We start from the raw sequence: 18,626 nt of genomic DNA, 5'->3' as shown, positions 1-18,626 counted from the left end.
CCCACCGTAAAACCACTTTCGGCGTTACAAGCGTTGCCAGCTTTTGGCTACAAATTCCCTCATTTCGGCTACAAGCGCCACCGGCCAAGGGCTGACCTTTGTCCTCTCATTCAATGTAACGTTAGAAAGTATGGTACCTCACATTCAATCATCCGGGGCTGGCACCGCTCCCAAAGTCTGGTTTATTACGGGCACCTCCCGTGGATTTGGCCGCATTTGGGCCGAGGCCGCGCTGAAGCGTGGCGACAAAGTGGCCGCAACCGCCCGCCGGCTGGCAAGCATCGCCGATCTGAACGAAAAATACGGTGAAAACGTCCTAACCCTGGAACTCGACGTGACCCATTCCGACCAGGTAAAGGCGGTTGTCGAACAGGCTCACGCTCATTTCGGACGACTCGATATCGTGCTCAACAATGCCGGGTATTCGCTGGTGGGCACCATCGAGGAAGGCAGGGCGGCTGATGTCCGTGCGCTCTATGAAACCAATATTTTCGGCCCGCTGGCGGTCATTCAGGCCGCCTTACCGCTGCTGCGCAAACAGGGGGGCGGCCACATCCTGGGCGTATCCAGCAACCTGGGGCAGGTGACGTTGCCGGTAATTGGCTATTACTGCTCGTCGAAATGGGCGTTTGAAGCCATTCACGAAAGCCTGGCTGCGGAGGTTAAACAATTTGGCATCGACGTAACCATCATCGAACCGGGTGCCTACGCCACCGAGTTCGGAAGTCCGGAGTCGTTGAAATTTGCCGCGGGGCTCGACATCTACACCGATTTTAAAACCCAGTTTATGGGCGGTTTAAAAAACCTGGAACGGGGAGATCCCACCGCAACGCCGGAAGCCCTTTTCAAGGTAGTGGACGCCGAAAAACCGCCGTTACGGTTTTTTCTGGGGAGTCATAACCTGCCGGACGTTCGGGCCACTTACGAGGAGCGGCTGGCCACCTGGGAAGCGTGGGCGTCCGTCTCCAACGCAGCGCAGGGGCCATCGAAGTAAGCTACCAGGAAACTTTTTGGTAACGATAACCGCTATGGTAAAGCATGGCGGTTATCGTTGTAATCCGGTCAGAAAGATGAAAAAAGAAGAAAACAGCCCTCAGAAATTTAATTCCATATCGGATGCCCACCGGGCGTTTGGCCTCCCGAAGCCCCTGCATCCGTTGATCAGTCTGGTCGGGAGTGTGGCGGTCCAGGGCGAAATCCATATGCCGCCGGGCTCGCATGTCCTGAACTTTTATAAAATATCGTATACGCCCAGCCTCAACGGAAAGCTCCGGTACGGCCAGCATTATTACGATTTTGATGAAGGCGGCTTGTTATTTGCCGCGCCCAATCAAATCATTGGCGACCGGGAGACTGACAGTAGCCGCAAGAAAGAATGTTCGCTGTATACGTTACTGATCCACCCGGACTTCTTTCTGGGGTATCCGTTAGCCCGAAAAATAAAGCAGTACGGTTTCTTTTCGTATGCTGCAAATGAAACGCTGCACCTTTCGGACGAGGAAAAAACAACGATCCTGTCCATTTTCGGAATGATTCAACAAGAACTCACCAGCCGAATTGATGATTTCAGTCAGGATGTCGTTATCGCTCAGATTGAACTGCTGCTGAATTATGCCAACCGGTTTTATAAACGCCAGTTCCTGACCCGCAAAGCCGTCAACAATGACCTGCTGCAAAAGGTGGACGACCTCCTGGACGATTATTTTAACAACGAAACGTCCCTCAACCAGGGAGTACCGACCGTTCACTACCTGGCGGAACAGGTCAACCTTTCCCCCAGTTATTTAAGTGACATGCTGCGGTCGCTGATCGGGCAGAATGCGCAGCAATATGTCCACGGCAAACTGATAGAAAAAGCAAAAGAGAAACTATCCACCACGAATTTATCGGTCAGTGAAGTAGCTTACACCCTGGGATTTGAGCACTCACAATCGTTTAGCAAATTATTCAAAACAAAAACCAACCTCTCTCCCCTGGAATTCAGACGGTCGTTTAACTAACTAGGTCACAATTTCGTGAATCCTTGCAGAAAGCAGACGCAGGGCGGCACGTGTAGTTTCTGATCGACTATGGTTTTGCCAGGAGTGCGGCCCTGGGGCCGCACTCCTGGCAAAACGCACGGTATGGAGACCAGGGGACTAGGATCACCCTGGGTTAAGTCATTTCTGAACCGCTTTGGAGTTTACCTGACTCGTGGCAATGGTAGTCAGTTTCTCATCCGTGGCTTTCTCTTCCTTCAGCGTCTGCTGGAGCAGATCGGCGACCTGTTCCTGGCCGGCCTGCTGGGCCAGCGTACGGGCCGTGCCATAAGCCGCAATTTCGTAATGTTCCATTTTTTGGGCGGCTCCTATAATGGCCGCATCCGCCAGTTGGTCATCCTCCAATTGCGACAGCAAATCCTGGGCTTCTTCCACCAGTCCCTGCATGGCCATACAGGTTTCGCCGTCGGGGTCGATCCCCATTTGTTGAGCAATCTGCTCCAGGCGTTGTACCTGCCGCTCGGTTTCCCGCATGTGGACCTGAAACGCCTGCCGCAATGGGTCGCTGGTAGCGCGCTCGGCCAATTCGGTCATGGCGTCCAGCGCCTGGGTTTCGGCGGAATACAGATCCTGAATCGTGTGCTCCATTAATTCCTGCATTGTTTTCATAGAAACTGATTTTTAGTTGAATTGGATACTGGGTTAAGCTGGCTTTGAGAATCGGCATACCGGCCGGTTGGTTCAATAGATGGTTCGTTCGCCCTGGTCGGCTTCTTCGTCAACCTGCCGGATCAGCAGGGAGGCCAGTTTTGTGGCCCGCATGCTGTCGGTTTCGGCCGACGAACTCTGGTTGACCATAATGTGAAAAACGTGTTGCAGGTTCAGCACGTGCAGGGTCCGGGTTCGGGCATCCCAGACGGCTTTTTCACCAACGCCCCGAATCGACGGGCTCGTGGTCTTTCTTTCCTCGTTATCCTTTAGCTGAGCGATTACCCCGCCCGGTTCGGCATGCGCCTGAAGAGAGTCTGTCGGCGCACCGGCCACGGCGTCATTCGATGCCGGCGATCCGTCGCCTACACCTTCCGTGGGTCCTTCGGCCCCCACCCCTTCGGGCTCCGGTCCGGTATACGGCAGCCGTTTCCCGCGTGATTCCAGCGCTTCCGGCTGATAGAGCCGGTTAAAATAATAGTCGGCATGAAAAACGGACTCGAACGGCCGGCGATTGGTTAACGAAAGGCTCACTATTTTTTTGTTATCGAGGAATACCTCACAGGCATGGTCCGATTCGTTCCAGGTCAATGCCGTGCCTTCCTGCAGGCCAACCATAGACGCTAATGACCCTTCGGGAATATAGGCACACGGAGAGGCATACAGGTACTGTTCACTCATCAGCCGGGTGCCGCTTACCTGCCGGCCTAAGCCTTCAACCCGGCGTTCCCCCTCGACTCCGCCGGTATTGCCGGAACACGAGAAGAGCGCAAAAAGAGACAGGATAATCCAGTAGGTTTTCATTTTGATTTCAACTTGATTCAGGAAACAGATGTAAGGGATAGAGGCCCAAAACCGGCCGGATTTGAGGACCGGCCGGTTGGCACCCTGACGTTAGCTGCTATGGCCCCCTTTGGTACCCCCGCTGTGGCTACCTTTGCTACTGTTCGTTTTGGAGGTTCCTCGCCGTCCTCCGGTTGCACCATGCTGCGGGCCATTGTTTTGTTTCGCTCCTTTCTGGCCGCCGTTCAGCAGGTCTTCATACTCTTTCAAATCTTTGTCTGCCATTGCCGTTGAATGGGTAAAGCATCCGGCAGGAACCAGTTCCTGCTTCACCAGCCGAATGCAGGATGAGATAACTACTTTTCTTCTGATGTTGGATGTCCGCCCGTTCTTCGGTGGATCTACCCTTGATCATACCCTTTTAACCAATGGCTCCCCAAAGCGGATTTGAGAAGTAAGGAAACGGTCCGTAAGGCCCCAAGGCTATTCTACCGTATTCCGGGCTACTTCAGCCATTGCCATCCTTCCCTCCAGCGCCACCGACGCCCACAAAAAAAGCCCCGCAACCGAACAGTGCGGGGCTATGATCCACGGAAAAATGGACGTTTATTTATGTTTTCGCTTTAGCAGCAGGTAGAGCGTCGCACCGGCTGCGATCCCCACCAGAATTTTTCGGGACAGGCCCTTCGGAGCATGTTTCCATTCGGCCTTCCAGCCCTTTTCGGCAAAGATGTTGGGAATATGGCCCCGCTTGAGGTCGTCCAGAATTCCTTCCACCACATTCACCCGGTCGGCCAGGATGAGTGGTAGCCAGTGGCCGTATTCCGACTCACTGAATTTAAACGCATACCGCCGGATGGCTCCGCTGAGGCCGGAAGGCGGGGTCGAGGTGCCAAAAACCGCACTCACGCTGGGCCTTTCGATCGACCGCAATACTTCCACATTGACCGGCTGTTGGGTCGGTCGCGGCCAAGAATACCCCCGTTGTTCGTTCGGCCCGTCGGTGTCTTCCGATCGGTGCCGGATGGGATAAGTCGGATCGTTTTTAGGGTCCGCGTCGATTCCCCAGCCCTTGATCTGGGACAGGGCTTTGGTATTCTTCGTTTCCTTTTCAACTGTATTTTCCATAAGAACTGTTATTTATGATCTGGCAGACGGGGGAATGAGCACGGTTTTAATGCAGTTATCCAGCTTACTGGAAAAAATCCGATAGGCATCGGACACCTCTTCCAGAGGCACGCGGTGCGTAATTATCGCCTTGGGATCCAGAACTCCATTCTGGATGTGTTCGATCAGCCGGGGCAGCAGTCGTTTAACCGACGCCTGATTGGCCCGCAGGGTTATGCCTTTATTGACCACATTTCCGATCGGAACAAGGTTATCGGTTGGGCCATAGACGCCCACGACAGATACAATCCCGCCTTTTTTCACCGAGTTAATGGCCCAGTGCAGCGCCGTGGCCGAACCCGCCTGCAACAGGGTTTTTCTTCCCGTAATGGTTTGCAGGGCACTGCCAGCCGCTTCGGCCCCCACCGCATCAATACAGACGTCGGCTCCTAACCAGTCGGTGGCTTTCTTGAGAAACACTACGGGATCGCTCATTTCTTTAAAATTATAGGCTTCGCACCGGGCGTAGTTGCGCACGAATTCGAGCCGATAATCGACGTGATCGATGACAATGACGCGGCCAGCCCCAAACAGCCAGGCACAGCGCGCGGCCATAATCCCGATTGGACCGGCCCCAAAAACGACCACCGTATCGCCGGGCTGAATTCCGCCCATTTCTGCGGCCTGGTAGCCAGTAGGGACCACATCCGTCAGCAGCACGGCATCGTCCGGATCCATGCCTGGCGGAATGACGGTCGGCCCCACATTGGCATAGGGCACCCGGACAAATTCAGCCTGTCCGCCCTCGTAGCCCCCGGCGGTATGCGAGTAGCCGAAAATACCGCCTACGGCCGTGGCCTGGGGGTTCGACTCGTGGCAGTTTCCGAATAATCCCTGCTTGCAAAAGTGGCACCTCCCACAGGCAATATTGAAGGGAACGATTACCGAATCACCGACTTTTACTTTTTGTACGTCCGGACCGATTTCTTCTACCACCCCAATAAATTCATGTCCGAAGGTCATTCCCACCCGGGTGTCGGGCACATTTCCATTGTATAAATGGAGATCCGATCCACAAATACAGGAGCGTGTCACCCGAACGATGGCATCCTCGGGATGCTGGATCTCAGGCATGGGTTTGTGGTCAATACGAACCCGCTGGGGTCCCCGATAATTCATGGCTAGCATACAATGTTGCTTTCGTTTAAAGGATCAAAAACTTCAATGAAGGATCAACGTTAAAAACCGGGACTTGTTTGCATTTAGTAAGGCTCCGGCCCTCCGCTTTCTTCATCGGGCCGGTCGGGTTCGCGCCGAATTCCGGCCCGAAAAACCGGGTTACACTTTTCCTTTATGATCCCAGTGGTCTTTGATGATGGCACCGGTTGCATCCCGGAGCAGGCGTCGCGTGAATTGATCGCCCCGGATCAGGCCCCGGTCGTTGGCCTTGCCGATGTACATTACAATCGGATTGCCGTCCTCATCGGTTTTCAGGGCTACATCGTAGCGGCTGAATTTAAAGGTAATCAGCTGCGAGGGCGCATATTTCTTGTTGAGCTGCTTCATCAGGCTCTCACCAATTTTCATAAGTCGCATCGATTTATTACGCGTTGACTACGGGAGTTTCGGGAAAGAAACTTTCACTCCATAAGAATAAATGGGGGGGCATGGTTTGGCAACGGCCGCCAAAATGAGCCAGCGGCCGCAGACCGAATCCTCCTTCCTGCCGCCGGATCGATGAGGGGCAAAGGGCGGATCCGGTTTTTCAACCCGGACGTTGTCCGGCACCTTTTTGTCGTGATAAAACGTACCTGTTTTTAATTTAACTGGAAAATCCGATTTTCCTCAGGCCGATTTCAACAGCGAGGGCAGCACTTTTTCGCCGAAATCGTCGATAAACCGCGGTTGTTCCCGGTTTACGTTGTGCAGAAAAAGCCGCTCGAAACCTAGTTCGATATCCTCCGCCAGCCAGGCAATCTGCTGATTGACGTCGGCTGAAATACGAACCATTTTATCGATTTCCGACCGGTCAACCAGCGCGCCCGCCATTTCAAATTGCGCGGGGGTTCGAAGTTCGGTCAGCATCGCATTCGGAAAGATATTGGCCCGCCATTGCTCATACGCGCCCTGCCGGGCGGCTTCCCGGTTTTGGGCGTACGAAAGCTGCACTTTCAGGGACATGGGTTTGCCTTCTCCGCCCCCGCGCCGAAACGCGTCGACCACGTCCCGCAGCTGCTCTTTGGGCTGGGAAATCGTCAGCAGGCCATCGGCCCAGCTACCAACCCATTCGGCGGTTTGGCTCGTTACGGCGGCTCCAAAAAGCAACGGTTTGACGGCAGGTCGGGTATATAGCGTAGCTTCTTCCACGGTCACCAGGCCCTTGTGCGAAACGGTTTCGCCGTTCCATAACGCCCGGATAATATCGACACATTCTTTCAGCCGGGTATTTCGATCGGCTTTGGCGGGCCACCTGTCGCCGGTAATGTGTTCATTGAGCGCCTGACCGGTGCCGACGGCGATCCAGAACCGTTCGGGAAACAGTTCGGCCAGCGTGGCTGCCGCCTGGGCGATAATGGCCGGATGATACCGTTGTCCGGGGGCATTGACCACGCCAAAAGGCAGGTTGGTAGCTTGCAGGGCAGCCCCCAGCCAAGACCAGGCAAAACCGCTTTCGCCCTGCTGGCTGCTCCAGGGATGAAAATGATCCGAGCAGGAAACCGCCGTAAAACCGGCCTGCTCGGCGCGTTGGGCATACGCAAGGAGCGTACTGGGTTTAAACTGTTCATGCGAGGCATGATAACCGATTCGGAGCATAGGGGTAAGGTTAGCGGTCGGTGAGCGGAGTTCCATAGATGACCAGTGATTCGGGCTGAATGACCAGAATTTCGGTTGGGGATGAAGCCGTTGCCTTATCGCCGGATGCATCTGATGTGGCTTGCAGTTGCCATTGCGGGTCAGCCGAGTCGAACAGCTTTTCACCGTGCTCCCCGGCCAGCAGCGGCAGGCTTTGCGGTTCTTTCGCGAAATTCAGGACACACAGGACGTGGTGTTCTCCGTGCCAGCGGTATAGCTGGATGGTTTGCCGCTTCTCGTCGGCCACCACCTGAAGCTGCTGACGATTTAGATGGTGCAACGCCGGATGCGCTTTTCGCAGGGCAATGAGCGCCTGGTAGTAACGCAACAGAGTTTGGTGGAGCTGGCCGGCGATCAGGTCCCATTGCAATTTCGATTGCTGAAACGTCTCTTCGGCTACCGGGTCCGGCACGTCGCCCTGAGCATGAAAGTCCCCAAACTCCTGCCGGCGTCCCTGGCGGACGGCTTCAGCCAGCGCGGGATCGGTATGACTGACAAAGTACAGGAAGGGATGCGGGGCGCTCCACTCTTCGCCCATAAACAACAGCGGCAGGTACGGACTTACCAAAACCGCCCCCGCCAGGAGTTTCTGCATCTCAACGCTTACCAACTGGCTGGTTCGTTCGCCGAGCATCCGGTTACCAACCTGATCGTGGTTTTGGGAAAAGACGATAAACTGACGACCGGGCTGGGTCGAAGCTTTGCGGCCAAAAAACCGGTTGCGATGCGCCGAAAACTGGCCATCAAAGACGTAGGCGTCCTGGTAGGATTTGGTCAGGTGATCAATCCCGTTAAAATCCGAATAATAGCCTTTGCGTTTTTCGCCCGCCGACACCCGCAGGGCATGGTGGAACTCATCGGTCCATTGGGCATCCATGCCGTAGCCCCGCTGGGTCAGTGGGTCAAGAAACCGGGGATCGTTGAGGTCATTTTCAATAATCAGGTAGTGCCGCCGTCCGGTGGTCGCCATCAGCTGGTCGAGTTGCTCCCGGATATCCTGCAAAATATGCGTCGGGCTAAAATCCTTAATGGCGTGAACCGCATCCAGGCGCAGGGCGTCGATGTGAAAATCCCGGAACCACATGAGCGCATTTTCCAGAAAATACCGCCGGACCCCATCACACCAGGCATCATCGAAATTGACGGCATCGCCCCAGGGTGTGCAGTACTTGCTGGTCAGGTAAGGTCCGAAATCGGGGAAGTAGTTTCCCTCGGGGCCAAAGTGATTATAAACCACATCGAGCACCACCGCCAGCCCTTTCTGGTGGCAGGCATCCACCAGTTGCTGGAGGCCCCGAGGACCGCCGTAGGAGTTTTGGACGGCAAAGGGATAAACGCCATCGTACCCCCAGTTGCGGGAACCGGGAAACTGCGCGACCGGCATGATTTCGATGACACTGATACCCAGCCCTTTGAGGTAATCCAGTTTCTGGATAATGCCCGCAAAGGTGCCTTCGGGCGTAAAGGTGCCGGTATGCAGTTCGTAGAGGATATACTGCTCCAGATTGTGGTTGGTCCAGTGCTGATCCGTCCATTGAAAGTGGGTGGTATCGACGGCTTCCGATGGCCCGTGTACGCCTTCGGGCTGGGAGAGCGAAGCCGGATCAGGCCGCATCATCGTACCGTTCAGTCTGAACCGGTACCGATCGCCCGGTTTTAGTTGGGGGGTTGTGGTCTCCCAATAGCCAAAAGGTTGCTTTTCCAGGCGAATACCGCCGGACTGGTCACACAAAACCAGGTCTACCGTATCGGCTAACGGCGCCCAGACGACGACCCGGGCCGTTCCGTTTTCCTGAAAAGTAAGTCCCAGGGAGCGTTGACTTACAGGTGATTCATGCATACTAAGAAAATATATATAAACATGTTAATATCATAATTTATAACGTCTGATTTTTCCCTGCCACCAGCGGTTCAGGATGGTTCTTGACGTAAGCCACAAGAAAACCGGGCGAAAAACTTCGAGTACGGGTTCCATCCCGCCCTCGGGATCGGTAGCCAGTTGGTAGTGGTGATCGGAAGCGTTATCGTGGAAAAAACCCGTTCCGGCCGCTTTTGTCCGCGCCCGGCCGGAACAAGTGAGGATGTGGCCCACCCGGACGGAGCGGACCAATAGCCGCCTTCGGTAGGCGGTGACTGTGAAGGATAGAGGGCCAGCAAACCAAGCTGGGGAGGCTTCATCCGATGCAAAAGCGCCGTTCAGGGGGCGGATAAGCCATAAAATAGGCTGGCTCGAAAGAACAAACCTGAAAAACGTACCCGCAGGCGCTGTTTTTGGATCAAGTTCAAAGGTTGTGGAGCCGCCTGGGTTAAAGAGCTAACCACGTTACTCGGTAAAGAAAGAATTCAACGCTTCCTGCCCCCCGGAATTAGGCTCGGAAAGCTTTGATCCTGGCCATTGACCAAAACCGTTTTGGAGCGTACATTCTTCTTTTTAGGGTCCGAATCTTCTGCATTCTTTTCTTGAGGTGAACGTGGAAAGCTTCGCCCAGCTTGGCGATGGCAGTAAGCAAGAGACTTTCTACAATGAACTTCGGTAGCCACAACGAAAGGATCGGTAAGAAATTTTTCCCCAACCGGCAGGTTTGATGAAACGCACAGCCCTAAAAAAGTCCTCCCTTCCCAACTTTTCGACTTGATCGCAAATTTCCCGACTGATTCTCCACTTTTTGAATTGATCCCTGATCCCTTCGATCCCGATTCAGCAGCAATAAAAAAAGCGCTGTAAGAAGCTATCTTACAGCGCTTTATGCGAATTTGGCCGTGACCGATACGGGAATCGAACCCGTGTTTCAGCCGTGAAAGGGCCGCGTCCTAACCGCTAGACGAATCGGCCAAATTCAGTTCAATTTCGGGAGCCATTTGTTTTGGCCTACCCTCTCTCTGAAATTGTGGTGCAAAGATACGGACAATATTGATTGATGCAAATCTGAACTTAAAAAAAAATTGAAATTTCTTCAATTGAGCGGGTTTTCACCCTTTCCGGTTACTTTTGTGGATTGCCCGATTTATTCATTATTTTCCTTCATGAAAAGACTTTTTTTGCTCGGTCTTTGTCTGACTTCAGCACTGACTCTCCTCGCACAGAACACCTTACAACATCCTGACCAGTTTCTGGGCTATGCCGTCGGCAAGCGGTTTACCCCCCAACACCGGGTACTGGCCTACGCTGAACACATTGCCCGGCAAAATTCCTCCCGCGTTAAATTATTGCCCTACGGCACCACCCACGAAGGTCGCCAGTTGATGGCAGTGGTGGTAGCGTCGGAAAAAAATCTTGCCCGGCTCGAAGAAATCCGGATCAACCACCTTAAACAGATTGGCCTCGCGCCCGCCGGAGCCGCCCTCACCAAAACCGCCGATTCGTCCCAACCGCCGATTGCCTGGCTGAGCTACAATGTTCACGGCAACGAAGCCATCAGTTCGGAGGCCTTCATGCTCGTGCTGCACGACCTGCTCGATACGGCTAACCCGGTTTCGCAAAAAATCCTGTCCACCACAATCGTTATTCTTGACCCTTGTCTAAACCCCGATGGGCACGATCGATACGTCAACTGGTTCAACCAGATGGCCGGGGTCCATCCCGACCCTACGCCCTTCGCCCGCGAGCATTCCGAGCCCTGGCCCGGTGGTCGTTACACCCACTATCTGTTCGACCCAAATCGCGACTGGGCCTGGCAAACCCAGGAAATTACGCAGCAACGCATGGCACTCTATCAACGATGGATGCCGCAGCTTCACGGTGATTTCCATGAAATGGGGCCCGAAAGTCCCTACTATTTTGCGCCATCGGCCCGACCCTATCACGAGGATATTACCCCCTGGCAACGGAATTTTCAACAAATTATCGGACAATACAACACCCGGTATTTCGATAAAAATGGCTGGCTATATTTCACCCGGGAAAACTTTGATCTTTTTTATCCCAGTTATGGCGATACCTGGCCGACCTACAACGGTGCCATTGGTATGACCTTCGAACAGGGGGGCGGTGGCCGGGCCGGATTGGCCTATCGCAAGAATGATGGCGATACATTGATCCTCCGGGAACGCATCGATCACCACTATGCAGCCAGCTTTGCCACCCTAGAGTCGGTTGCCGACCGCCCTGAGGAAGTGGTCAAGAACTTTACTGCTTTTTTTGAAAAATCGCAGACTAACCCGGTTGGCGAGTTCAAGAGCTATCTTATCAAAACCGGTAACGACGAAGGCCGGGTGAAAGCCCTGCGAAAACTACTCGACGGAAATCAGATCCGCTACGGTGTGGCCGGAAAGACCCAAAAACTTTCAGGATTCAGTTACCAGACACAGAAAACCGAAACGGTCACGACAGAAAGCCAGGATTTGGTCATCAGCGCCTACCAGCCCAAATCGACACTCTTGAAAATTCTTTTTGAGCCTAAATCAACGCTGGAAGACTCGGTCACCTACGACATTACGTCCTGGTGTATTCCGTATGCGTACGGGTTAAAAGCCTACGGTTTGAAGGAAAAACTCAGCCCGGCGCCGATGCCGGTTCTACCCGCGAATTCCGCACAGCCAGCGAATCAGACTGGCCCCCAACCGTATGCCTATCTGGTTCGCTGGCAATCCGCACAAGATGTGCAATTTCTGGCGGGCCTGCTGAAAAACAAAGTTCGGGTTCGGGTCGCCGAGCGGGTCTTTAAACAGGATAACGAACGCTTCGAGCCCGGAACGCTCATCATAACCCGGGCAGGAAATGAACGGCTGGGCGATCGGTTTCACCAGCTTATTAACCAGGAAGCGGCTAAACGCGGAATTTCCCTGATTCCGGCCAAAACCGGTTTTGTTACCGAAGGAGCCGACTTTGGCTCCGGCAGCGTTTTTTCCCTGAAAAATCCACGGGTCGCCGTCATTGCGGGAGATGTAACCACCCCAACTTCAATGGGCGAAGTCTGGCATTATTTTGACCAGGACCTTGACTATCCCCTCACGCTGATTGACGCCAATGCCTTTCCGAACACATCACTCAGTGGGATCGACGTGCTGATTCTGCCGCAGGGCTATGGCTACGGAAAAATCCTAACTGATCGAACGCTCACCAAATTGAAAGACTGGGTGCAGGCGGGCGGCAAACTCATTGTGATGGAACGGGCAACCACGTTTTTTGCCGACAAACCGGAATTTGGCCTTAAACGCAAAGAAGAAAAGGCCGATGCCAAAAAGGAGAAAAATGATAAAAAACCGGACCTTGATGAACTCCTTCGCCAATACGGTGAGCGGGAACGTGAAGCAGTTTCGGAGGAAACCCCAGGCAGTGTTTACCGCGTCGATCTGGACCTGACTCACCCGCTGGCGTTTGGTTACCCCAATGGGTACAATGCCCTGGTTCAGAACGTTTATGACTACGACTTCCTGAAAGATGGCTGGAATGTCGGTTACCTCAAGAAAGACAATTACGTGGCCGGTTTTGTCGGCAAGAACGCCAAGTCAAAACTCCATAACACGCTGCTCTACGGGGTCCAGGAACTGGGGCGGGGAAGCATCGTGTACATGATGGATAATCCGCTGTTCCGTGGTTTCTGGTACAACGGCAAATTGTTGTTTGGCAATGCGGTTTTTATGGTCGGCCATTGAGTCGGTACTGTAGAAAAAAGGGTAGACCCGAGAAAAAAGAACTCCTCTTTTCGCTCGGGTCTAACCGCTTCCTTCACTCGTCTATCCTTACAGCTTCAGCAGTTTCAGCGTACGGTTTTGTACGGCTGTACTCACTTTCAGGAACAGCAGACCGGCGGGTTGGCCAGCGATAGTAAAACTCTGTTTTTGAACGGATTCTGCTTTTTCAATCCGGTGCTGTCCAAGGATTCGGCCCTGGGCGTCCGTCAGCGCAAACTGCAACGACTGCCCTTCGGCACCCCGAACCTCCACATGGACTAGCTCTTTCACCGGGTTACCCAACACGTTCACCTGCAAGTCCTGAACACCTTCGGCCGAAAGGCGACCCGCACCGTAGCAGGTCAAGGCTTTTCCGGACCATTTCAGGTCATAGGTAGATCCCTGAACCCGCGCATAGATCAATCGCTCCGTGCCGTCCTTCAACCCATCAGGGACTGTAAAACTATAGGCGTGGGCTCCATTCCCTTTCCCGGCATCTTTCAGATCCTGCCGGAAAATATTGGCCGAGGTGCTGCCCCAGACAGTCCCACCGGTATAAAACTCCACCGTTACCGGCGTATTAGGCTTGTTCCGGTCCCACACCCAGCCCCGAATGGTGCCGCACTCGACCTTGTCAAGATACCCCTCGAAACTGCCCGTAACAACCGGCGGAGTAACCGGAAGAACCGTCAGATTGAAACTAACGCTGTTGCTGGCGCCCCCTTCGTCAGTGGCCGTGTAGGTGAGGATAAATGTCCCGTCTACGGTTGGCGTTCCGCTGATAACCCGCGTCCCCGAATTAATCGTCAAGCCATCGGGCAAACCGGTCAACCCGTACGTTAATGACGTCCCTTCCGGGTCCGTAAACGCTACCAGTGTGGCCGAAAAAGGAACATGGATCTGAGCGGCAATCGGCGCAATCATCACCGTCGGTGAGGGCGGTTTTGGCAGCTTGTTTCCCGGATTAGCATCACTTCCCTGGCAAATCAACGCCTTCGGTGAGTCTTTCAGAATAAAACTGCTGCTGGCAACCCGGGCCGACAACAGATGTTGTTTATTGTCTTTCAGCGACTCCGGAATCGGGAAAATGAAGGCATGATTTCCGTTGCCTTTGCCGGCGTTTTTCAAATCCTGGCGAAATACGTCCGCCTGCAGGGTTGCGACCACCTCCGAGCCGTCCAGAATCTCGACGGAAACCGCCGTATTGATTTTGTTGCGATCCCAGGCCCAGCCCCGGAACGTGCTGCAATCGGCTCCGTAAATGTAGCCATCAAAGCTACCCACCGCCGTTCCGGGCGCAACGACCACCGTCGCACTGCCAGCCGGACTGACACAACTGCCCACTGTGCAGGTAGCAGAATAGACCAGCGTTGCGGTTGCCGAAGTGGGCACCGAAATACTGGTATTGGTTCCACTACTGCCCCCCGGACCGGACCAGGCTACCGATCCCCCACTACAGCCCGTAATCGTTAGGGAAACATACGGCGTATTCTGGAAAACCGTAATATTACTTTGTCCCGAGGAGGTGATGGATGGGGCATCAGGCAGCGGATTAACGCTCAGGGTAAATACTTCCGACCAGGCTACGCCACCCAGGCCGCTTACCTGGCAATAGTACGAACCCACATCGCTGGTCTGAACGCCCGTCAGGGACAAGGTAGCCGACGTTTGTCCGTCCAGTTTCGTGCCCGACGTACTGGCCTCTCCTTTGTACCACTGATACGTTAATTCATCCCCCAGGGCCGTTATCGTGGTACTGACATTTTCTCCCTGACAAACCGTCGAAGACGAAGGAGTTGGTTGCTGATTAACGGCCGTTGCGGTGTAAATGTCAACCCAAAGGCTAGAGCCACCACCCGAGATAACGCCGACCAAACCACCAGCGAATAACGCTTTGTTGCCGACAGCCGCCGATGCGAGGTCTTTCCGGGGCTTTTCCAGGCTTGCCACCGACCACTCTCCGGTTGTCAGGTCGTAGATATCGACTTTCTTCGAGTTATCATCAAGCCCGGTATCACCACCCGCAAAAAAAACTTTGTCACCCACGGTGGTAGCGGTCAGGTCGGAACGCTTCTCGGATAAAGTGGCTGTTGACCAGTCTCCCGTGGCCGTATCATAAATATCAACCTTGTCCGAAAAGACGCCTACCCCTTTACGACCACCGGCAAAAAATACCTTCCCCCCCGCAGCCACAGCCGCCAGTCCACTCCGGGCTTCAGATAACTCGGCCGTTGGCAACCACGTTCCCGTGGCCGTATCATAAATGTCAACCTTTTTGGAATAACCAAACACGGCGCCTTTGTATCCCCCCGCAAAGAAAATTTTCCCGGCGGCCCCAACCCCGGCCAATGCGGAACGAGCTTCCGACAAGCTGATGGTTGATTTCCAGCTATTATCGGTCAGATCATACACATCAACGGTAGTAACGATAGCTGGAATGCCCAGACGGGCACCACCCGCAAAGAGAACCTTCGTACCGGCGGAAGCCGATGCCAGTGAAGACCGGGCCTGCGAAAGTTCGGTCGAGGTCCACGAATTCGTTGAGGCCGTATAAATATCGACCTTCTTGGAATAGCCGGAAACCGCCCCGATAAAACCACCGGCAAAAAACACGCGATCATCGGTAGAAACTGCGGTCATATCCCCCCGCGCCTGGCTTAGTGAAGCCGTTGTCCAGTTATTGGTCGCCAGGGTATAAATATCGACCCGGTCGGATGGCAACAAGCCCTCATAACCACCCGCAAAAAGAGCTTTTCCGCCGGCGCTGCCACCGGCCAGTTTATTTCGGCTTTGGGAGAGCCCGGCACTGGACCATTGACCAAAGGCATGGGGAGCCCAAAGCACCCAGGCCAATAGCAAACACACTGTTGAGGGAAAAAGGAAAGTTTTTTTCATAGTAAGACATGAATTTGAAAAGGGTTTGAAAAAAGTGAAACTACAATCACCGACTGGGTATAACCCAATCAGTAATTATCGGAACATAGGCCTATTGAGGTCACAGGCTCTGTTGCACAAAAAATAGTGTAATGATACTGAGTAGAAGGATTTAACCGGTTCCAGAGATATGCAGGGGCCATTTGGGGGATAATTAACAGACAGAGACTTTGAGACTTCGCAAAATAGTATCAAATACTTGAATAATACTAACTTCTTGTTTATTCATATGAAAAAAAAGTTAAATGATACTTTTTTTGGGAAGAAAACCGGGCAGAACGCTGCCGGGAGACGCCTTCACCTTCTCAAATTACAAAGCGTGTTTTACCCAATCCGTCGCGACATCCCCTATCTTTGTTTTTCCAGTGTCGCTACCCACTAAACGTTTGGCTAGTTGTGAAACTTTTCCGACTCCTTTTCGGCTTTCTGTTCCTTTGCTCTTCACTCTTCGCCCAAAAGAAAAACGAAGGCTATCAGTACCATATCCGTCAGACCATTCCCACTGATCGGACTCCTCACATTAAAATCGATGGCGTTATGGATGAACAAGCCTGGCTGGAAGCCGAAACTGCCACCGATTTTTTCATGGTGTTACCGATGGATACCAGCTTTGCCCAGCTGCGGACGGACGTTAAAATGACGTACGACCAGCAGAATCTGTACATCATCGCGGTTTGCTACTACGCCCAGAAACCGGATGGCTCCTGGGCCAGTCGTCCGTTCGTCCAATCGCTCCGCCGGGATTGGGAATTCGGCAAAAACGATAATTTTATTTTTTTCATGGACCCCTTCGACGACCAGACCAACGGTTTTACCTTCGGAGCCAATGCCGTTGGGGCGCAGTGGGATGGGTTGCTGTACGAAGGTGGAAAAGCGAATCTGAGCTGGGATAATAAGTGGTATTCGGTCGTCAAAACGTATGAGGATCGGTACGTGTTCGAAGCAGCCATTCCGTTCAAAACCATTCGCTACAAGAAAGGCATTACGCGCTGGGGCATCAATTTTAGTCGGCAGGATCTGCAAACCACCGAAAAATCAAGTTGGGCGCCCGTTCCGCGGCAATTTCCGACCGCATCACTGGCCTACACCGGTTCCATCATCTGGGACCAGCCGCCCCCGCAGGTTGGTTCGAACATTTCGGTGATTCCGTACGTGCTGGGTGGTCTCAACCGGGATTACCAGAACAAAAAACCGACCGATTTCCGGGGCGATGCCGGGCTCGATGCCAAAGTAGCCGTAACCTCCTCGCTCAATCTTGACCTGACGGTCAATCCGGATTTTTCGCAGGTCGATGTCGATCAGCAGGTGACCAACCTCGACCGTTTTGAACTGTTTTTTCCGGAACGACGCCAGTTTTTTCTCGAAAACGGCGATCAGCTTTCGAACTTCGGTTACGCCAACATTCGCCCGTTTTTCTCCCGACGGATCGGCCTGGGTGTTCCCATCCGGTTTGGAGCCCGGCTCAGTGGCAAGCTCAACAAAGACTGGCGCATCGGGTTAATGGACATGCAAACCGGCAAGGTAGACGAAACCGGGCTTCCCGCCCAGAACTTTGCGGTTCTGGCCCTGCAACGCCGGGTTTTCTCCCGTTCCAACATTGGCGCCATTTTCATCAACAAGGAATCGCTGAACTACGAACCGAATACCACGGAAACCGGAAAACCGACATATACCAAATTCAACCGGAATTTCGGTTTTGAATACAACCTGGCATCGTCCAACAACGTCTGGACCGGCAAGGCCATTGTCCTAAAATCGTTCGATCCCCAGAATTCCAGCCGGAGTATGGTCCACGCGGCTAACCTCCTTTACAGCACCCGGAAGTGGATCGTCGGCTGGCAACACGAGTACGTCGGCCAAAACTATTCGGCGGAAGTGGGCTACGTGCCGCGCCGGGGGTATATCAAGGTCAATCCGATGGCCAGTTACCTGATGTTTCCGAAAAGTGGTTCGGTGTTAAGTCACGGCCCGCAAGTGACCTCGTTTTACATTTTCGACGAGTCGTTTCGGCAAACCGATAACGAAACTGTGGCGATGTATACGACGACCTTCCGGACCAAAAGCGTTTTTTCGGTCTGGGCGGGTCATGATTACATTCGGCTTTTGCAGCCGTTCGACCCCACCAACACCGGCCGCGATACGTTGGCCCGCGGCACCGAGCACCGCTGGAACGCCGTGGGAATGGATTACATTTCTAAGCCACAAAGCCTGTTTACCTATTCATTCTCCGGGCGCTACGGCGGCTATTATGCCAACGGAACCCGATTGAACCTGATTACGGCACTGGGCTACCGGTTTCAGCCCTATGTAAGCCTGGCCGTTAGTGCCAATTACAATGACATTCGAATTCCGGAAACCAACGCTGTGGCAAAATTCTGGCTCGTTGGTCCGCGCGTCGATCTGACGATGACGAATAAACTGTTTTTTACCACCTTCGTACAGTACAACGAACAAGCCCGGAATGTCAACCTGAATACCCGGTTTCAGTGGCGTTATGCGCCCGCTTCCGATTTATTCATCGTTTACACGGACAATTACCTGCCCGGATCGCTGACGGTTAAAAACCGGGCCCTGGTCCTGAAATTAACGTATTGGTGGAATGTGTAACTAAACCGTTAAAAAACAAAGTGGCGCGGCTGGTAGTTTGAA

At 53.5% G+C, this 18,626-nt stretch carries 13 protein-coding genes and 1 tRNA gene; 4 read left to right on the top strand and 10 right to left on the bottom strand.

The genetic code is table 11. The features are described 5' to 3' along the window. Positions 1-130: 130 nt before the first annotated feature. Both ACFPMF_RS02835 and ACFPMF_RS02830 read left to right on the top strand, forming a co-directional pair. Positions 131-994 carry an SDR family NAD(P)-dependent oxidoreductase gene (locus ACFPMF_RS02835; protein ID WP_379840916.1) on the top strand — a complete coding sequence of 288 codons (864 nt, stop codon included), beginning with the start codon at positions 131-133 and terminating at the stop codon, positions 992-994. 76 nt (positions 995-1,070) lie between these two features. Next, positions 1,071-2,000 carry a helix-turn-helix domain-containing protein gene (locus tag ACFPMF_RS02830; protein ID WP_379840915.1) on the top strand — a complete coding sequence of 310 codons (930 nt, stop codon included), beginning with the start codon at positions 1,071-1,073 and terminating at the stop codon, positions 1,998-2,000. A gap of 159 nt (positions 2,001-2,159) precedes the next feature. Here ACFPMF_RS02830 and ACFPMF_RS02825 read toward each other — a convergent pair whose 3' ends face one another. The 9 genes from ACFPMF_RS02825 to ACFPMF_RS02785 all read right to left on the bottom strand — a co-directional run bounded on the left by ACFPMF_RS02825 (position 2,160) and on the right by ACFPMF_RS02785 (position 10,263). Then, positions 2,160-2,648, bottom strand: a complete 489-nt coding sequence (locus tag ACFPMF_RS02825; protein ID WP_379840914.1) for a ferritin-like domain-containing protein — start codon at positions 2,646-2,648, stop codon at positions 2,160-2,162. 72 nt (positions 2,649-2,720) lie between these two features. Further along, entirely contained in the window at positions 2,721-3,491 is a 771-nt protein-coding gene (locus ACFPMF_RS02820; protein ID WP_379840913.1) for a hypothetical protein, read from the bottom strand. Positions 3,492-3,581: 90 nt separating this feature from the next. Then, positions 3,582-3,755 carry a hypothetical protein gene (locus ACFPMF_RS02815; RefSeq protein WP_379840912.1) on the bottom strand — a complete coding sequence of 58 codons (174 nt, stop codon included), beginning with the start codon at positions 3,753-3,755 and terminating at the stop codon, positions 3,582-3,584. Positions 3,756-4,076: 321 nt separating this feature from the next. Next, a complete protein-coding gene (locus ACFPMF_RS02810; RefSeq protein WP_379840911.1) occupies positions 4,077-4,598 on the bottom strand; it encodes a hypothetical protein in 522 nt (173 codons plus the stop codon). Between the two features lie 12 nt (positions 4,599-4,610). Then, positions 4,611-5,765, bottom strand: a complete 1,155-nt coding sequence (locus ACFPMF_RS02805; protein WP_379840910.1) for a zinc-dependent alcohol dehydrogenase — start codon at positions 5,763-5,765, stop codon at positions 4,611-4,613. Positions 5,766-5,915: 150 nt separating this feature from the next. Beyond that, on the bottom strand, positions 5,916-6,164 hold the full coding sequence (locus ACFPMF_RS02800; RefSeq protein ID WP_379840909.1) for a hypothetical protein: 249 nt from the start codon (positions 6,162-6,164) through the stop codon (positions 5,916-5,918). Between the two features lie 258 nt (positions 6,165-6,422). Beyond that, positions 6,423-7,391, bottom strand: a complete 969-nt coding sequence (locus tag ACFPMF_RS02795; RefSeq protein ID WP_379840908.1) for a TIGR03885 family FMN-dependent LLM class oxidoreductase — start codon at positions 7,389-7,391, stop codon at positions 6,423-6,425. 10 nt (positions 7,392-7,401) lie between these two features. Then, complete coding sequence (gene treZ, locus ACFPMF_RS02790; RefSeq protein WP_379840907.1) at positions 7,402-9,270, bottom strand: malto-oligosyltrehalose trehalohydrolase; 1,869 nt, start codon at positions 9,268-9,270, stop codon at positions 7,402-7,404. Positions 9,271-10,191: 921 nt separating this feature from the next. Then, positions 10,192-10,263: transfer RNA gene (locus tag ACFPMF_RS02785), tRNA-Glu, on the bottom strand. Positions 10,264-10,454: 191 nt separating this feature from the next. On the opposite strand from ACFPMF_RS02785, the gene ACFPMF_RS02780 reads away from it, so the two are divergent. Continuing rightward, the gene (locus ACFPMF_RS02780; RefSeq protein ID WP_379840906.1) at positions 10,455-13,025 is read left to right on the top strand and encodes a M14 family metallopeptidase; all 2,571 of its coding nucleotides are present in this window, start codon (positions 10,455-10,457) and stop codon (positions 13,023-13,025) included. Between the two features lie 87 nt (positions 13,026-13,112). Here the strand turns inward: ACFPMF_RS02780 and ACFPMF_RS02775 are convergent, their stop codons facing one another. Further along, positions 13,113-15,938, bottom strand: a complete 2,826-nt coding sequence (locus tag ACFPMF_RS02775; RefSeq protein ID WP_379840905.1) for a putative Ig domain-containing protein — start codon at positions 15,936-15,938, stop codon at positions 13,113-13,115. A 435-nt stretch (positions 15,939-16,373) separates the two neighbouring features. Between ACFPMF_RS02775 and ACFPMF_RS02770 the strand changes: the two genes are divergently transcribed. After that, the gene (locus ACFPMF_RS02770; protein ID WP_379840904.1) at positions 16,374-18,584 is read left to right on the top strand and encodes a DUF5916 domain-containing protein; all 2,211 of its coding nucleotides are present in this window, start codon (positions 16,374-16,376) and stop codon (positions 18,582-18,584) included. The last annotated feature ends 42 nt before the right edge of the window (positions 18,585-18,626 follow it).

The sequence above is a fragment of the Larkinella bovis genome, from assembly GCF_042655385.1.
GTDB classification, from domain to species: domain Bacteria; phylum Bacteroidota; class Bacteroidia; order Cytophagales; family Spirosomataceae; genus Larkinella; species Larkinella bovis.
Note: the sequence above shows the minus strand (reverse complement) of the source record. Positions and strands in the feature narration are given on the sequence as shown.